At 66.7% G+C, this 15,749-nt stretch carries 16 protein-coding genes; 11 read left to right on the top strand and 5 right to left on the bottom strand.

Annotation, left to right across the window (positions count from 1 at the left end):
* Positions 1-16 precede the first annotated feature (16 nt).
* From DES45_RS08760 to DES45_RS08745, 4 genes are read left to right on the top strand one after another with little or no spacing between them, the layout of a single operon-like run.
* The gene (locus DES45_RS08760) at positions 17-1,138 is read left to right on the top strand and encodes a Ppx/GppA phosphatase family protein (protein WP_173949624.1); all 1,122 of its coding nucleotides are present in this window, start codon (positions 17-19) and stop codon (positions 1,136-1,138) included.
* Positions 1,135-1,833, top strand: coding sequence for an RlmE family RNA methyltransferase (locus DES45_RS08755; RefSeq protein ID WP_114769615.1), 699 nt, complete (start codon positions 1,135-1,137; stop codon positions 1,831-1,833). The genes DES45_RS08760 and DES45_RS08755 overlap by 4 nt, the downstream gene beginning before the upstream one ends.
* Positions 1,834-1,878: 45 nt before the next feature.
* Positions 1,879-2,814, top strand: coding sequence for a Gfo/Idh/MocA family protein (locus tag DES45_RS08750; RefSeq protein ID WP_114769614.1), 936 nt, complete (start codon positions 1,879-1,881; stop codon positions 2,812-2,814).
* Between the two features lie 50 nt (positions 2,815-2,864).
* Complete coding sequence (locus DES45_RS08745; protein ID WP_114769613.1) at positions 2,865-3,107, top strand: hypothetical protein; 243 nt, start codon at positions 2,865-2,867, stop codon at positions 3,105-3,107.
* A 10-nt stretch (positions 3,108-3,117) separates the two neighbouring features.
* Here the strand turns inward: DES45_RS08745 and DES45_RS08740 are convergent, their stop codons facing one another.
* Complete coding sequence (locus DES45_RS08740) at positions 3,118-3,975, bottom strand: dienelactone hydrolase family protein (protein WP_114769612.1); 858 nt, start codon at positions 3,973-3,975, stop codon at positions 3,118-3,120.
* A 109-nt stretch (positions 3,976-4,084) separates the two neighbouring features.
* Positions 4,085-5,527, bottom strand: coding sequence for a DHA2 family efflux MFS transporter permease subunit (locus DES45_RS08735; RefSeq protein ID WP_114769611.1), 1,443 nt, complete (start codon positions 5,525-5,527; stop codon positions 4,085-4,087).
* Between the two features lie 176 nt (positions 5,528-5,703).
* Here DES45_RS08735 and guaB point away from each other — a divergent pair, with 176 nt between their 5' ends.
* Together guaB and DES45_RS08725 are read left to right on the top strand one after the other, a co-directional pair.
* Entirely contained in the window at positions 5,704-7,197 is a 1,494-nt protein-coding gene (guaB, locus tag DES45_RS08730) for an IMP dehydrogenase (RefSeq protein WP_114769610.1), read from the top strand.
* 14 nt (positions 7,198-7,211) lie between these two features.
* Positions 7,212-7,643 (top strand): MAPEG family protein, encoded by a 432-nt coding sequence (locus DES45_RS08725; protein ID WP_114769609.1) that lies wholly within the window; start codon positions 7,212-7,214, stop codon positions 7,641-7,643.
* Between the two features lie 45 nt (positions 7,644-7,688).
* Here DES45_RS08725 and DES45_RS25085 read toward each other — a convergent pair whose 3' ends face one another.
* Positions 7,689-7,841, bottom strand: a complete 153-nt coding sequence (locus DES45_RS25085; RefSeq protein WP_170151431.1) for a hypothetical protein — start codon at positions 7,839-7,841, stop codon at positions 7,689-7,691.
* A gap of 123 nt (positions 7,842-7,964) precedes the next feature.
* On the opposite strand from DES45_RS25085, the gene DES45_RS08720 reads away from it, so the two are divergent.
* From DES45_RS08720 to DES45_RS08710, 3 genes are read left to right on the top strand one after another with little or no spacing between them, the layout of a single operon-like run.
* Positions 7,965-9,263, top strand: a complete 1,299-nt coding sequence (locus DES45_RS08720) for an RsmB/NOP family class I SAM-dependent RNA methyltransferase (protein WP_114769608.1) — start codon at positions 7,965-7,967, stop codon at positions 9,261-9,263.
* A 51-nt stretch (positions 9,264-9,314) separates the two neighbouring features.
* Complete coding sequence (guaA, locus tag DES45_RS08715) at positions 9,315-10,874, top strand: glutamine-hydrolyzing GMP synthase (RefSeq protein WP_114769607.1); 1,560 nt, start codon at positions 9,315-9,317, stop codon at positions 10,872-10,874.
* Positions 10,875-10,877: 3 nt separating this feature from the next.
* A complete protein-coding gene (locus tag DES45_RS08710; RefSeq protein ID WP_114769606.1) occupies positions 10,878-11,237 on the top strand; it encodes an ArsC family reductase in 360 nt (119 codons plus the stop codon).
* A gap of 217 nt (positions 11,238-11,454) precedes the next feature.
* Here the strand turns inward: DES45_RS08710 and DES45_RS08705 are convergent, their stop codons facing one another.
* Positions 11,455-13,347 carry a TRAP transporter large permease gene (locus DES45_RS08705; RefSeq protein WP_114769605.1) on the bottom strand — a complete coding sequence of 631 codons (1,893 nt, stop codon included), beginning with the start codon at positions 13,345-13,347 and terminating at the stop codon, positions 11,455-11,457.
* 41 nt (positions 13,348-13,388) lie between these two features.
* Positions 13,389-14,015 carry a TRAP transporter small permease subunit gene (locus DES45_RS08700; RefSeq protein ID WP_114769604.1) on the bottom strand — a complete coding sequence of 209 codons (627 nt, stop codon included), beginning with the start codon at positions 14,013-14,015 and terminating at the stop codon, positions 13,389-13,391.
* Between the two features lie 306 nt (positions 14,016-14,321).
* Between DES45_RS08700 and DES45_RS08695 the strand changes: the two genes are divergently transcribed.
* Both DES45_RS08695 and DES45_RS08690 read left to right on the top strand, forming a co-directional pair.
* Complete coding sequence (locus DES45_RS08695; protein WP_114769603.1) at positions 14,322-14,915, top strand: NnrU family protein; 594 nt, start codon at positions 14,322-14,324, stop codon at positions 14,913-14,915.
* Between the two features lie 158 nt (positions 14,916-15,073).
* Positions 15,074-15,745, top strand: coding sequence for a tetratricopeptide repeat protein (locus tag DES45_RS08690; protein ID WP_114769602.1), 672 nt, complete (start codon positions 15,074-15,076; stop codon positions 15,743-15,745).
* Positions 15,746-15,749 lie beyond the last annotated feature (4 nt).

The following is a 15,749-nucleotide window of genomic DNA, read 5'->3' as shown; positions in this document are numbered from 1 at the left end:
CCGAAGGATTTGTGTTTTGACCGTGAAGTACGACGCGACTGCCGAGTCGGGGGAGCGACGGGCGGATCCTCTTTCCGGGTCCAGCGCCGGTGCGTCCCTGCTCGTGGATCGCGCGAAATCCGCGGTCAACAAACACCATCGCCACCGCTCCTCGCGTCATTACGCTGCGCTCGACCTCGGGACGAACAACTGCCGCCTTCTCATTGCCGAACCTGCCCATTTCGGCTTTCGCGTCGTGGATGCGTTCTCGCGCATCGTGCGCCTCGGCGAGGGGCTCGGCCTCGGCAATCTTCTCAGCGAGGATGCCATCGAGCGCACCATCGACGCCCTGCGCGTCTGTCGCGACAAGATGGCCGCCAAGGACGTGGCGCGGGCCCGCCTCGTGGCGACGGAGGCCTGTCGCCTCGCCGAGAACGGCCGGGCCTTCATCGAGCGCGTCCGGCACGATCTCGACATGGATCTCGAGGTGGTCGACCGCCGCACGGAGGCTTTCCTGGCCGTGACGGGCTGCGCGGCGCTCGCGGACCCGAAGGCGGAGTCGGTCATCATCTTCGACATCGGCGGCGGCTCGACGGAGATCGCCTGGCTCGACGGCGCCGCGCCCCATGCCTTCGCGGACCCTTGCAAGCGCATCCGCGCCTGGGACTCGCTCCCCGTGGGCGTCGTGACCCTGGCCGAGCGTCATGGCGGGATCGAGGTCACGCGGGAAAAGTTCGAGAACATGGTCGAGGAGGTGACGGAGCTCCTGCTCGACTTCGCCCTCATCGCCGCCAAGGCCGGCATGGCGACCAACTTCCATCTTCTCGGCACGTCCGGCACCGTCACCACGGTCGGCGGCATCCATCTCGGCCTTGCCCGCTACGACCGGCGGCGTGTCGACGGGATGTGGATGCGCAGCGGCGACATCTCGACGGTCATCGACCGGCTGCTGTACTCCGATTTCGAGCAGCGCGCCGCCAATCCGTGCATCGGCCGCGACAGGGCCGACCTGGTGCTGGCGGGCTGCGCCATTCTCGAGGCGATCCGCCGGGCCTTCCCGTCGGACCGCCTGCGCATCGCGGATCGCGGCCTTCGCGAAGGAATTCTGATGAACATGATGAGAGAGGACAGCGTGTGGCGGCAGGGAGGTGCCCGTTGAGCACCAAGTCAGGCTCCGGCACGCGCAACCTCAAGCAGCGCGTGAAGACGGCGAACAAGCGGTCCCTCTCGTCACAGAAATGGCTCGAGCGCCAGCTCAACGATCCTTATGTCGCCCGCGCGAAGCGGGAGGGCTATCGGTCGCGCGCGGCCTTCAAGCTGCTCGAGATCGACGAGAAGTATCACATCCTCAGGCCCGGCCAGCGGGTCGTCGACCTCGGCGCCGCGCCGGGCGGCTGGTCCCAGATCGCCGCCAGGAAGGTGGGCCCGAAGGGCAGGGTGGTCGGCATCGACCTGCTCCCGATCGACCCGATGCCGGGGGTGGAGTTCATCGAGCTCGACTTTCTTGACGAGAGCGCCCCGGGCAAGCTGGTCGAGATGCTCGGCGGGCCGGCGGACATCGTGATGTCCGACATGGCCGCCAACACCACCGGCCACAAGAAGACCGATCACCTGCGCATCATGGGGCTGGCCGAGGCGGCGATCTACTTCGCCCGCGAGATCCTGGCGCCCGGCGGCGTCTTCATCGCCAAGGTGTTCCAGGGCGGCACGGAGGGCCAGCTTCTGGCCGACCTCAAGCGCGACTTCGCCGTGGTGCGCCACGTGAAGCCGGCCGCGAGCCGGTCGGACTCGGCGGAACTCTACGTGATGGCGACCGGTTTCCGGGGGGCGGCGGACCCGTCGCCTTCGGCCTGAGGCGCGCTATCTCCCTCAGGCGGCAACGACATGGGGGAGGAGTGCATGGCCCACAAGATCGGAATCATCGGCTTCGGCAAGATCGCCCAGGACCAGCATCTCCCGAGCATCCGCAAGAACCCCGATTTCGAGCTGATCGCGGTGGCGAGCCAGCGTGGACTCAAGCCCGACGAGGCGAAGCACGCGTTTCAGGACTACCGCGAGATGCTCAAAGCGGTGCCGGACCTCGAGGCGGTCGCCATCTGCACGCCGCCGCAGGTGCGCCACCAGATTGCCCGCGATGCGCTGCTGGCGGGCAAGAGCGTCCTGCTGGAAAAACCGCCTGCCGCGACCCTGAGCGAGCTTCAGGACATGAAGCTGATGGCCCAGAAGGCCGGCAAAACCCTCTTCACCACCTGGCACGCGCAGTACAACAAGGCCGTCCATGAGGCCAAGAAGGCGCTCGCCGGCTGGGAGATCAAGCGGCTCCAGGTGACCTGGAAGGAGGATGTGCGGCACTGGCATCCCGGCCAGCAATGGATCTGGGAGGCCGGCGGCTTCGGCGTCTTCGACCCGGGCATCAATGCCCTGTCCATCGTCAGTTTCATCATGCCGGAGCCGGTCTTCATCAAGAAGGCCGATCTCCAGTTTCCAGCCAATCGGGATGCCCCCATCGCGGCCGACATCCAGTTCTCGTGCGCGCACGGCCAGGGTGACCTCAACGCCGCCTTCGACTGGCGTCAGACCGGTCCTCAGACCTGGGACATCGAGGTCGAGACGGCGAACGGCCTGCAGCTGAAGCTGCGGGAGGGCGGCACCAAGCTCGAGATCGGCGGCAAGCTGATGGTCGACGAGCCGTCGGAGGAATACGAGGGCATCTACGCCTGCTTTGACACCCTGCTCAACGAGCGGACCTCCCTCGTGGACGAAGCGCCGTTCCGCCTCGTGGCGGACGCCTTCATGATCGGCCGTCGGGTGCAGGTGGAGGCATTCGAGGATTAGCGGAACCCGCGCCACCTCATCGTGTTCCCCTGGTCGACAGGGAGTTCGGGATGTCCGTCAGGCTTCAGATCGCCAGCCTCGTTTTCCTGATGGTTCAATCCGTCCTGTTCGGGGCCGGAGCGATCCTGGTTCTCGCCACGCCGCTGGCCGAGCTGGCGCGGAGCCTGATGCCGCTGGTCGTCGTGGTCAGCCTCGGACTCTCGGTCCCGCTGTCCTGGCACATTGCTCCGCGGCTTCAGGTCCGCCAGCGCGCCCGGCCACAACTCCGGCTGGTGTGGTCGAGCGGCGCCTGAACTTCGAGGCTTATGCGAGGTTCTTTTTCAGGAACATGACCGTGCGTTTCCAGGCGAGGTCCGCGGCCTCCTTGTCGTAACGGGCTGCGTTGGTGTCGTTGTTGAAAGCGTGGTTCGCGCCTTCGTACAGGTACATCTCGTAGGTCTTTCCCGCCTGCTTCAGCGCCGCCTCGTAGGCCGGGATGCCTGCGTTGATGCGCTCGTCGAGCCCCGCATAGTGCAGCATGAGGGCGGCCTGGATCTTCGGCACGTCCTCCGCCTTGGGCTGGCCGCCGTAATAGGCGACGCCGGCCGAAAGGTTCGGCTCGTTCACCGCGAGGTTGTTCACCGCGCCGCCGCCCCAGCAGAAGCCGATCGCGCCGACCTTGCCGTTGCCGTCAGGGCGGGATTTCAGGTACGCGACCGCGGCCTTCCCGTAGGCGATCACGTCAGGTGCTTTAAGCTGACCGATCATCTCGCGGCCCTTGTCCTCGTCGGCGGGGGTGCCGCCCATGGGCGAGAGGTAGTCGAGGCCGAGCGCGACGAAGCCTTCCGTCGCCATGCGGCGGGTCACGTCCTTGATGTGCGGGTTGAGGCCGCGGTTCTCGTGGATGACGATGACGGTCGGAAGCTTGCCGGAGGCGTTAGCCGGCTTGACGAGGTATCCCTTCAAGCCCTGCGCGCCCGGAATCTCGACCGTTTCCGCCGTGATGCGCTGGTCGTTCTCCGGCACGGTCTGGGCATGGGCGTAGTTGTTCTGGAGGATCGGCAGAAGGGCGGTCGCCCCGGCGGCGCTGCCCACGAGGGCGGCCAGCCGGTCGAGGAAGGAGCGGCGGTTCATGCCGCCGTGGGTATAGGTGTCGTAGAGGTCGATGATGCGCTGGTCCATAGGAGACTCCGCCTGTGACGCGGGAGACATTAGCGCAGCCTCGCCCTGCGATCATCGGCCGATCACGCGCTCGTGTTGAGCCGCCTCCGGCTGGATGGGTCGCCGGTTTCTAGCGGCCGCCGTTGTTCATGCCGTCGCCCATCCCGGAGGAGGGCATCTTCCGTTCAAGCGCCTTGTGGCCGGACATCTCTGCGCCGGCATTCGGGTGCAGGCGGAAGAACATCACGGCCGAGAGGCCCGAGATCACCGCCACGGTCCAGAAGGCGGGCCCGAAATCCCTCGCCGTGATGGTCGCGGAGCCGTGGAGGGCGGAGGTGGTCTCCAGCGCGAAGGCGCCAAGCGCCACGCCCATGCTGAGCGCGAGCTGCTGCGCCACGCTCGACAGGCTGGTGGCATAGCTCATGTCCCGCTTGGACACGTCCGCATAGCCGATCGCGTTGAGGCTCGTGAACTGGAGCGAGCGGAAGCAGCCGCCCACGAACAGGACCAGCATGAGGAGCCAGGCGGGTGTCGAGGGCGTGAACAGGCCGTTCGCCGCGATGAAGCTCGCGCCGATGAGGGCATTGATGGTCAGGAGCATGCGGAAGCCCGTCCGTTCCAGGATCCGCTTGGCCAGCGTCTTCATGAACAGCGCCCCGACCGCCGCGATGAAGGTGAGCGACCCGGAGGCGAGGGGGCTCAGGCCGAACCCGATCTGGAGCATGAGCGGCAGGAGAAAGGGGATCGAGCCGACGCCGACCCGGAACAGCCCGCCGCCGAGAACGCTGATCCGGAAGGTCTGGATCTTCAGGAGGTCGAGCTTCAGGACCGGATGCGGCGTCCGCCGCGCATGCATCAGGTAGAGGACCAGGCTGATCGCGCCGACGATCACACAGCCGACCGAGACCTGAAGCGGGATCATGTGCCGCCCGCCGGAGGCAAAGCCCAGCATCACCAGAGCGAGGCCGATGCCAAGGAGCAGAAACCCCACGAGATCAAGCGGGGGTGTATCGTCCTCCTTGAGGTTCGGTACGAAGATGGTGGCGAGCACGATCCCGAGGATGCCGATCGGGATGTTGATGAAGAAGATCCAGCGCCAGTCGAAATAGGTGGTGATGAAGCCGCCCAGCGGCGGTCCCACCACCGGGCCGACGAGGGCAGGGATCGTCAGGGTCGCCAGCGCCTGGACGAGTTCGTTGCGCGGAACGCTCCGGAGGAGCACGAGGCGGCCGACCGGCACCATCATGGCCCCGCCCATGCCCTGCAGGAAGCGGGCGAACACGAAGCCTTCGAGGGAATTCGCCCCCGCGCAGGCGAGCGACCCGACCATGAACACCCCGATGGCCGTCCGGAAGACCGTCTTCGCCCCGTATTTGTCCGCCATCCAGCCCGAGATCGGGATGAAGATCGCGAGGCTCACCAGATAGGACGTGATCGCGAGCTTGAGGGCGATGGGGTCCTCCCCCAGATCCTGGGCGATCATCGGCAACGAGGTGGAGATCACGGTGGAATCCGTGTTCTCCATGAACAGGGCCGTCGCAATGATGAGCGGGAGGAGGCGTGACTGACGCATGACTCGTGGGACTTAGCGCTCAAGCACCGAAACACAAAGACCTTTCGCGACAGGGCAGGTCTTCTGGGAATGCGGTATTGAAGCCCTTTGCGAAAGCGCGGTGCCCGTGCTACGGACCCTCGCCAACTCTCATTCGCTGAAAAGCCCGTCCGATCACAATTTTAAAGGAGTTGGCCATGGCCTCCATTTTCGCCGATCGTCTCATCGAAGGCCTGACTTTCGATGACGTCCTGCTTCGGCCCGGCCGCTCCGAGGTGCTGCCGGGCGACGTGGACATCGCGACCCGCATCACCCGCTCGATCACCCTCAACCTGCCGATCATCGCCTCCGCCATGGATACGGTGACCGAGGCCCGCATGGCCATCGCCATGGCCCAGAACGGCGGCTTGGGCGTGATCCACCGCAACCTGGAGCCGGAGCAGCAGGCCGAGCAGGTGCGCCTCGTGAAGCGCTACGAATCCGGCATGGTGATGAACCCGATCACCATCCACCCGGACGAGACCCTCGCCGACGCGCTCGCCATGATGAAGCACAACGGCATTTCCGGCATCCCGGTGGTCGAGCGCGGCCCCGGCGGCTCCAAGGGCAAGCTGGTCGGCATCCTGACGAACCGGGACGTGCGCTTCGCCAACAACCCGAGCCAGCCCGTCTCCGAACTGATGACCAAGGACCGGCTCATCACGGTCCGCGAGGGCGTGAGCCAGGACGAGGCGCGCCGGCTCCTGCACCAGTTCCGCATCGAGAAGCTTCTCGTCGTCGACGACCATTTCCGCTGCATCGGCCTCGTGACCGTGAAGGACATCGAGAAGCAGGTCGCCTATCCGAACGCCGCCAAGGACGAGCAGGGCCGCCTGCGGGTCGCCGCCGCGACCACGACAGGAGAGCAGGGCTTCGAGCGCTCCGAGCGCCTGATCGACGCGGGCTGCGACGTGGTCGTGGTCGACACCGCCCACGGCCACTCGGTCAAGGTGCTGGAGAGCGTCACCAGGGTGAAGAAGCTCTCCAACGCCGTCCAGGTGATCGCCGGCAACGTGGCGACCCGCGAGGGCGCCAAGGCGCTGATCGACGCGGGCGCGGACGCGGTCAAGGTCGGCATCGGTCCGGGCTCGATCTGCACCACCCGCATCGTGGCGGGCGTGGGCGTGCCCCAGCTCACCGCCATCATGGAGGCGGTCGAGGCGGCCGCCGAAGCCGACGTGCCGGTCATCGCCGACGGCGGCATCAAGGTCTCGGGCGACCTCGCCAAGGCGCTCGCAGCCGGCGCCTCCTGCGCCATGGTGGGCTCGCTGCTCGCCGGCACAGACGAGACCCCGGGCGAGGTGTTCCTCTACCAGGGCCGCTCCTACAAGGCCTATCGCGGCATGGGGTCGGTCGGCGCCATGGCCCGCGGCTCCGCGGATCGCTACTTCCAGGCCGAGGTGCGCGACACTCTCAAGCTGGTGCCGGAAGGCATCGAGGGGCAGGTGGCCTACAAGGGGCCGGTCTCAGGGGTCCTGCACCAGCTCGCCGGCGGCCTGCGCGCCTCCATGGGCTATGTGGGCGCGCCCAATCTTCAGGAATTCCGCGAGAAGGCTCAGTTCATCCGCATCACCAATGCGGGCCTGCGCGAGAGCCACGTCCACGACGTGACGATCACGCGGGAAAGCCCGAACTACCCGACCCGCAGCTGAACCCGAGCCCGTCCATGAGCATCTCCGCCGTCCTCCTGCCCGTCTTCGTTCAGGTCGCCCTGACCTTCCTGCTGCTCATGTGGATGGGACGGTCACGGATCGGCTCGATCCGGGCGGGGGACGTGAAGGTCCGGGACATCGCGCTGGGCGAGCGGAACTGGCCGCCCCGGATCCAGCAGATCGCGAACAGCTACCACAGCCAATTCGAGCTGCCGGTTCTGTTCTATGCGATCGTGGCGCTGGCGCTCATCACCCGCAAGGCGGACCTGGTCTTCGTGGTCCTGTCCTGGGTCTTCGTCGTGTCGCGGCTGGTGCACGCGGCCATCCACACGACCTCGAACCGGGTGCAGCAGCGCTTCACGGCCTTCCTGGTCGGGGTGATCGTCCTGATGGCCATGTGGATCGTCTTCGCCCTGCGGATCCTATCCGCCGAGGCGGGAATCTAAAAACGGCGGGGAGGGGCGGGTGAATGGCCCGCCCCTCGCCCGTCATCACATGCGGCGGCCGCTTTCGAGCTGCGTCTTGGCGTCGTAAGGCTTGCGCGGCGGCGGGGTGAGATCGGCGGGCGGCGGCGGGTTGGTGGCGCAGGCCGCGATGGCGAGGGTCAGACCGACGGCGAGAATGCGAGTGAGACGGTTCAACATTGTGGGAGAACTCCAGTGTCGTGGCGCGCTGGGTGCGCGCCTCATCTGGATAGCTTCCGGATCATGATCGAAGATAGGAAATAATGTGACATTTCCACGGCCAAGCTCGGGTGTGACCTTCCCATGACACCTGCCGCCCGCATCTCCGCCGCCATCGAGGTCCTCGCCGACATCGAGACCCGCCGCCGCCCGGCGACCGACGCCCTCAAGGATTGGGGCCTGTCGCACCGCTTCGCCGGCTCCAAGGACCGGGCCGCGATCGCGAGCCTCGTGTACGACGCCCTGCGCCGGAAGTCCTCCGCCGCCTGGATCATGGGCGAGGGCACGCCCCGCGCTACCGTGCTCGGCATGCTCCGCCTGCAGCGCGGCCTCTCGGTCGAGGCGATCGCGGCGCTCTGCTCCGGCGAGCGCTTCGCGCCGGAGCCCCTGACCCCGGCAGAGCGGGACCGGCTCGAAACGGCGAGCCTCGGCGAGGCGCCGGCCCCTGTGGCCGGCGACTTCCCGGAATGGATCGAGCCGTCGCTCCGGCGGCTGTTCGGCGACGATCTCGTGCCGGAAATGCAGGCGCTCACCGCCCGCGCTCCGCTGGATCTCCGAGTCAACGCCCTCAAGGTATCCTCCCGCGAGGAGGCGCACGATGCTTTGCCTCACCTCGGGGCCGTCGAGACGCCGCTTTCGCCCTTGGGCCTGCGGATCACGCCGGGCGAGGACGGGCGCGGACCGGCTGTGCAGTCGGAGCCGGAATTCCTCAAGGGGTGGATCGAGATTCAGGACGAGGGATCGCAGCTCGCGGCGCTCCTGTCGGCCGTGACGCCGGGCGAGCAGGTGGTCGACCTCTGCGCCGGCGGCGGCGGCAAGACCCTCGCGCTCGCGGCCATGATGAAGAACCACGGCCAGATCTACGCCACCGACAACGATGCCCGCCGCCTCGCGCCGATCCACGACCGGCTGACCCGCGCGGGCGTCCGCAACGTCCAGGTGCGCACGCCGCGCGGCAAGGCCGACGCGGTCACCGATCTCGACGGCCGCATCGACTGCGTCCTAGTGGACGCGCCCTGCACGGGCGTGGGCACCTGGCGCCGCAACCCGGACGCCAAGTGGCGCCTGCGCCCCGGCAGCCTGGAGACCCGCCGGAAGGAGCAGGCGGCGGTGCTCGACCGCGCCGCCGCCCTGGTGAAGCCGGGCGGGCGCATCGTCTACATCACCTGCTCGGTCCTGCCGGAGGAGAACGACGACGCGCTGTCGGACTTCCTCGGGCGGCAGGAGGGCTTTTCTCCCGTTCCGGTCCCGAAGGTCCTCCAAGGGGCTGGCCTCGGCCGCCTCGACGGCGCCGTGCGCCCCACGGTCCTCGGCCTGCAGCTCTCCCCGCTCAAGACCGGCACGGACGGCTTTTACGTTGCCGTCCTGCGGAGAAGTCCGTAAGCGAACCCCATATGAGTTTCCACCCGTCCCGCAGCCGTTAAGCACCGCGCCATGACCCAGACCCACCACGACAAGATTCTCATCATCGACTTCGGAAGCCAGGTGACGCAGCTCATCGCCCGGCGCGTCCGCGAGGACGGCGTCTATTCCGAGGTCGTGCCGTTCCAGAAGGCGGCGGAGGCCATCCGCGAGATGAAGCCGAAGGGCGTCATCCTGTCCGGCGGGCCGGAATCGGTCACAACGGACACCTCGCCCCGTGCACCCAAGGAGTTGTTCGACACGGGCCTGCCGGTCTTCGGCATCTGCTACGGGCAGCAGACCATGGCGGCGCAGCTCGGCGGCGAAGTCGAGGGCGGGCATCACTCTGAGTTCGGCCGGGCGGAGGTCGAGGTGCTGACCGAGAGCCCGCTCTTCCAGGGCGTCTGGCAAGTCGGCAAGAAATATCCGGTCTGGATGAGCCACGGCGACCGGGTCACCAAGCTGCCCGAGGGCTTCGAGGTGCTGGCGGCGTCCGAGAACGCGCCCTTCGCGGTGGTGGCCGACGAGGCGCACAAGTTCTACGGCGTGCAGTTCCACCCGGAGGTGGTGCATACGCCGGAAGGCGCGCAGCTGATCCGCAACTTCGTCCGCGACATTGCCGGCTGCAAGGGCGACTGGACCATGAAGGCCTTCCGCGAGGAGGCCATCGAGCGCATCCGCGCCCAGGTCGGCACCGGCCGGGTGATCTGCGGCCTGTCGGGCGGCGTCGATTCCGCCGTGGCGGCGGTGCTCATCCACGAGGCCATCGGCGACCAGCTCACCTGCGTGTTCGTGGATCACGGCCTGCTGCGCTCCGCGGAAGCCGAGCAGGTGGTGACCCTGTTCCGCGACCACTACAACATCCCGCTCGTGCACGTTCAGGCCCAGGACCTGTTCATCGGCGCGCTCGAAGGCGTCTCCGACCCGGAGGTGAAGCGCAAGACCATCGGCCGGCTCTTCATCGACGTGTTCGACGAGGAGGCCAAGAAGATCGGCGGCGCCGATTTTCTGGCGCAGGGAACGCTCTATCCGGATGTGATCGAGAGCGTGTCCTTCACGGGCGGCCCTTCGGTCACCATCAAGAGCCACCACAACGTGGGCGGGTTGCCTGAGCGCATGAAGATGAAGCTCGTGGAGCCCTTGCGCGAGCTGTTCAAGGACGAGGTGAGGGTGCTCGGCCGCGAGCTCGGCCTGCCCGAGGCCTTCGTGGGCCGCCACCCCTTCCCGGGCCCGGGCCTCGCCATCCGCGTGCCGGGCGAGATCACCCGCGAGAAGCTCGACATCCTGCGCAAGGCCGACGCGATCTATCTCGAGGAGATTCGCAATGCGGGCCTCTACGACGTGATCTGGCAGGCCTTCGCGGTGCTGCTGCCGGTCAAGACCGTCGGCGTCATGGGCGACGGGCGCACCTACGACCATGTCTGTGCGCTCCGCGCCGTGACCTCCGTCGACGGCATGACGGCCGATTTCTACCCCTTCGACATGGGCTTCCTCGGCCGGGTCGCGACCCGGATCATTAATGAAGTGAAGGGCATCAACCGGGTGACCTACGACATCACGTCGAAGCCGCCCGGCACGATCGAGTGGGAGTGAGGCATGTCCTCGAAGCCGTCCGTGACGATCTACGGCATCAAGAACTGCGACACGATGAAGAAGGCGCGCGCCTGGCTCGACGCCAGGGGCGTTCCTTACGCCTTCCACGACTACAAGGCCGAAGGGATCGACCGCCCGCGGCTCGAAGCCTGGGCGCAGGATGTCGGCTGGGAGACGCTGCTCAACCGTGCGGGCACAACCTTCCGCAAGCTGCCGGACGACCAGAAGACCGGCCTCGACGAGCGCAAGGCCCTTGCGCTCATGCTCGACCAGCCCTCTATGATCAAGCGCCCCGTCCTCGACCTCGGCGGCCGCCTCGTCGTGGGATTCAAGCCGGAGCAATACGAAGAGGCGGTCCGGTAGGGTCCGAAAGGCGGCAACCTTCTTCCTTGCCATCCCCGGCACGACGCAGGCGCGGGAAGAGGATTCAGCCACAGGCGCAGCGCTATGGATTCACTTCCCCTGCGGCTGCTATCGCCGCCTCCGGCCGGGAATGACAAGAGGGCAATTGCTCCGTCCCGGAACGACAAAGGGCAGGTTCGTGAGAACCTGCCCTTTCTGTTTGGTCTCGAGACCGCCGTTACTGGATCTTCGGCGGCTCGTCGAAGTTGAGGCCGGGGAGGCCGCCGGGTTCGCCGGGGGCGCCGAGGCCGGGCACCAGCAGCTCGTCGAGCTTCTTCTGGACCGCGGCCGGATCGACGGTCGGGCCGGCGGACTTGTAGTGCATGACGATGTTCGGGAAGAGCACGACGATCGCCACCATGATGAGCTGGATGATCACGAAAGGCACCGAGCCCCAGTAGATCTGGCCCGTGGTGACCGGCTCCATCTTCTTGCCCGTCACGCGGTCGATATACGGCACTTTCGGCGCCACCGAGCGCAGGAAGAACAGGGCAAAGCCGAAGGGCGGGTGCATGAACGAGGTCTGCATGTTCACGCCCAGGATCACGCCGAACCAGATCAGGTCGATCCCGAGCTTCTCCGCCGCAGGGCCGAGGAGCGGCACCACGATGAAGGCGAGCTCGAAGAAGTCGAGGAAGAACGCCAGGAAGAACACCAGGACGTTCACCACGATCAGGAAGCCGACCTGTCCGCCGGGAAGCGAGGTGAGGAGGTGCTCCACCCACACGTGGCCGTTCACGCCGTAGAAGGTGAGTGAGAACACGCGGGCGCCGATGAGGATGAAGAGCACGAAGGCCGAGAGCTTCGCGGTCGCCTCGGTCGCCTGGCGCACGATGGTGAAGTTGAACCGGTTCGGATTGTTGTCGAGCTTGCGCTTGATGGCGGCCAGGATCACCGAGCCCAATGCGCCCATCGCGCCGCCTTCCGTCGGGGTGGCGAGGCCGATGAAGATCGTGCCGAGCACCAGGAAGATCAGCAGGAGCGGGGGCACCATGACGAAGGTGACCTGCTCGGCCATGCGGGACATGAGGCGGAAGCCCGTGAAGCGCTCGATCACACCGACGATGAGCGAATAGATCGCGCCGGCCGCGACCATCTCCATGGTCAGGGCATAGTTCTCGTGGTTGTTCTGGTTCAGATAGGCATACAGCCCCAGGAAGACCGCCGTGACCACGGCGGAGGCGACGATGTGCCGGGCGCCGAGCAGCTTGTTCATCAGGGCGCAGATCAGCGCGACGACGGTGGCGACGCAGATCGTCAGGATCACGAAATCCGCGCCGGCCTTCGTGCCGGTCTGGGACATCACGTAATAGCCCACGAGGCCGGAGAAGACGACCAGGATGCCGAGCTGCCACACGCCGCGAGAGCCGTTCGGCTCGCGATAGCCGATCGCCTCCGGCGGCAGGCCCGGGGCCGATTTCGGGAAGAAGACCGCCATCAGCAGGACGAAGCCGGCGTAAAGGCCCGACAGGATGAGGCCGGGCAGGAAGGCGCCCTCGTACATGTCGCCGACCGAGCGGCCGAGCTGGTCGGCCATGACGATGAGAACGAGGGAGGGCGGGATGATCTGGGCGAGCGTGCCCGAGGCCGCGATCACGCCCGAGGCGAGGCGGCGATCATAGCCGTAGCGCAGCATGATCGGCAGCGAGATCAGGCCCATGGAGATGACCGACGCCGCCACGACGCCGGTGGTCGCTGCGAGAAGCGCGCCCACGAAGATCACCGCGAAGGCCAAGCCGCCGCGTACGGGGCCGAAAAGCTGGCCGATCGTGTCGAGCAGGTCTTCCGCCATGCCCGAGCGTTCGAGGATCAGGCCCATGAAGGTGAAGAACGGGATCGCCAGCAGCACCTCGTTCGACATGGTGCCGTAGATGCGGTCCGGCAGCGCCTGGAGCAGGGGCCAGGACAGGTTGATGGTCTCGGGCGCGTAGGGAGCGAGCTCGACGGCGACGAAGAAGAACAGGAGGCCGTTCGCCGCCAGGGAGAAGGCGACCGGGTAGCCGAGGAGAAGGAAGACGACGAGCGCCGCGAACATGATCGGCGCGAGGTTCTGGGCAATCAGCACAGCCATGGACGAAACTCCGAAAAACTTTGGTCAGGGCGCGCGACGCGTCAGCGGACGCCGTCGCCCGGAGGTTCGCCACCCGTCGTGGCGTTGGGATTGCCCAGCTCGGCGATCAACCTCTCGGCCTCTGCCTCCGGGCTGTGGTGGCTGGCGGCGGCATGCTCGTCGACGAGGTCGCCCTTCATGATCGCGATGCGCTTGATCAGCTCGCTCAACCACTGGAACGCGAGGGAGATGAATCCGAGGAGGATGAGGCCCTTGGCGGGCCAGATCAGCAGGCCGCCGGCGTTCGACGAGACCTCGCCCGACTCGTAGGAGCGGATGAAGTACGGGAACGAGAGGTAGAGCATCAGGGCCACGAAGGGGAACAGGAAGAGCAGGTGCCCCATCAGGTCGATCCGGTCCCGGCCGCGCTTCGACAGCCTGTTCGAGATGATGTCGATCCGGATGTGCTCGTTGACCCTCAGGGTCCAGGCGGCGCAGAGCATGAAGGTCGCGCCGAACAGGTACCATTGCAGCTCGAGCCAGGCGTTCGACGACACGCCGAAGATGCGCCGGATGATGGCGTTGATGGCCGAGACCAGGATCGCGATCACGATGGCCCAGGCCGCGGTCTTGCCGACCCGCTCGTTGATGGAGTCGATGATGCGGGATAGCTGAAGGAGCGCTGCCACCTGTCTTCCCCCTGAAAAAATTGTTGTTAGAAGTTAGAGCCTGCCTAGCGGACCCGGGGCCGCCTCGCCAGTGCCGCATTAGTCTAATCTACGGCATCGGGTCAGTAGCGAGGAAATTTTCGTGCCGCAAGATACCGCTGCGGTAAAAGTTTAGGCAGCCTAAGGCCTTCCGCAGGTCACAAACTTGCTATCGCTGGGACAGGCCGACATCTGTTCTCCATCTAGGGCGGATGGTGAGCGCCGAATGGTGCCGAAGACCGGGTAAGGCTATAGTTTCCTAGGAACCGGAGAATCTGAGGAGCCACCGTGACGCTGCTTGTACTGGGCCTGATCGTCTTTCTCGGCACGCATTCCTTCAGCATGGCGCGCCAGCCGCGGGCCACGGTCATCATGAAGCTGGGGGAGGGCGGCTATAAAGGGCTTTATTCGCTCCTGTCGCTGGCCGGAATCGTCATGATCTCCATCGGCTACGGCCATTACCGGCAGGCGGGCTACATCCCGGTCTGGGACCCGCCCGTCTGGACGCGCCACTTGGCGCTCCTTCTCGTCTGGTTCGCCTTCGTTTTCTTCGTGGCCGCCTACTTGCCCGGCCGCATCAAGCGGACCCTCAAGCACCCGATGCTCGCGGGCGTGAAGGTCTGGGCCCTGGCGCATCTTCTCGCCAACGGGGACCTCGGCTCCATCCTGCTCTTCGGCTCGATCCTGGCCTGGGCGGTCGTGGCCCGCATCAGCGTCAAGCGCCGCGACGAGGCCAAGCCGCACGGGGCGCCCCTGGAGCCGCCGGCGGGGCTTCGCAACGATGCCCTGGCCGTGGTGATCGGAACGGTCGTCTACGTGGCCTTCGTGGTGTGGCTCCACCCGCTCCTGATCGGCGTTCCGGTCGTGCCCGGCCGGGCCTGATTGGTGGTTCTGGCGGCACCCGGGCCTTTTCCAGGGCCCGGGCGATCCCACTTTTCATGAATCTGCGACGGGATCAGCCTCTCGCCTTCCTGAGGGCTGTATGCTAGGCGACCCACTTCGATGCAGGAGAGGCGGCCGCACGGCCGGAGAATTGAGTAATGGCTCCGAACGACGAGTTCATCCGCGAGGTCGACGAGGAATATCGCCGCGACCAGCTGACCCAGATCTGGAACCGCTACAACGGCGTCATCATCGGCATCGCCATCCTCATCGTGGCCGCGGTCGGCGGCTGGCGCTACTGGGAGCACTATCAGCAGACCCAGTCCCAGGCCGCGGCAGCCCAGTACGAGGACGCCCTGAAGCTCTCCCGCGAGGAGAAGAGCAAGGAGGCGGAAACCGCCCTCGAGACTCTCGCCAAGGACGGCAGCACGGGGTACGGCCTGCTGGCCCGCTTCCGCCTCGCAGCCGAGTTGGGCCGCCAGAATGCCGAGAACGGCGCCTCGGCCTACGACGCGCTCGCCAATGACGCGAACGTGAACCCGCTCTGGCAGGACCTGGCCCGCCTTCGCGCCGCCTGGCTGCGCATCGATAGCGCGGATCCGGCGACGCTGCGTCCGGCCCTCGAGCGGCTCGCCGTTCCGGCCAACGCTTGGCGCCACTCGGCCCGCGAGCTGCTCGGGCTGTCCGGCCTGAAGGCCGGCGACATGGATTATGCCGGCCGCTGGTTCGACCAGATCGCCGCCGATCGCGAGACGCCGCAGAGCCTCCGCCAGCGGCTTTCCATCTACACCGCGCTCGTCGCCGGCGGCGCCGTTCAGGTCACGCAGTAAGGAA

It is taken from the genome of Microvirga subterranea, from assembly GCF_003350535.1.
GTDB classification, from domain to species: Bacteria; Pseudomonadota; Alphaproteobacteria; order Rhizobiales; family Beijerinckiaceae; genus Microvirga; species Microvirga subterranea.
Note: the sequence above shows the minus strand (reverse complement) of the source record. Positions and strands in the feature narration are given on the sequence as shown.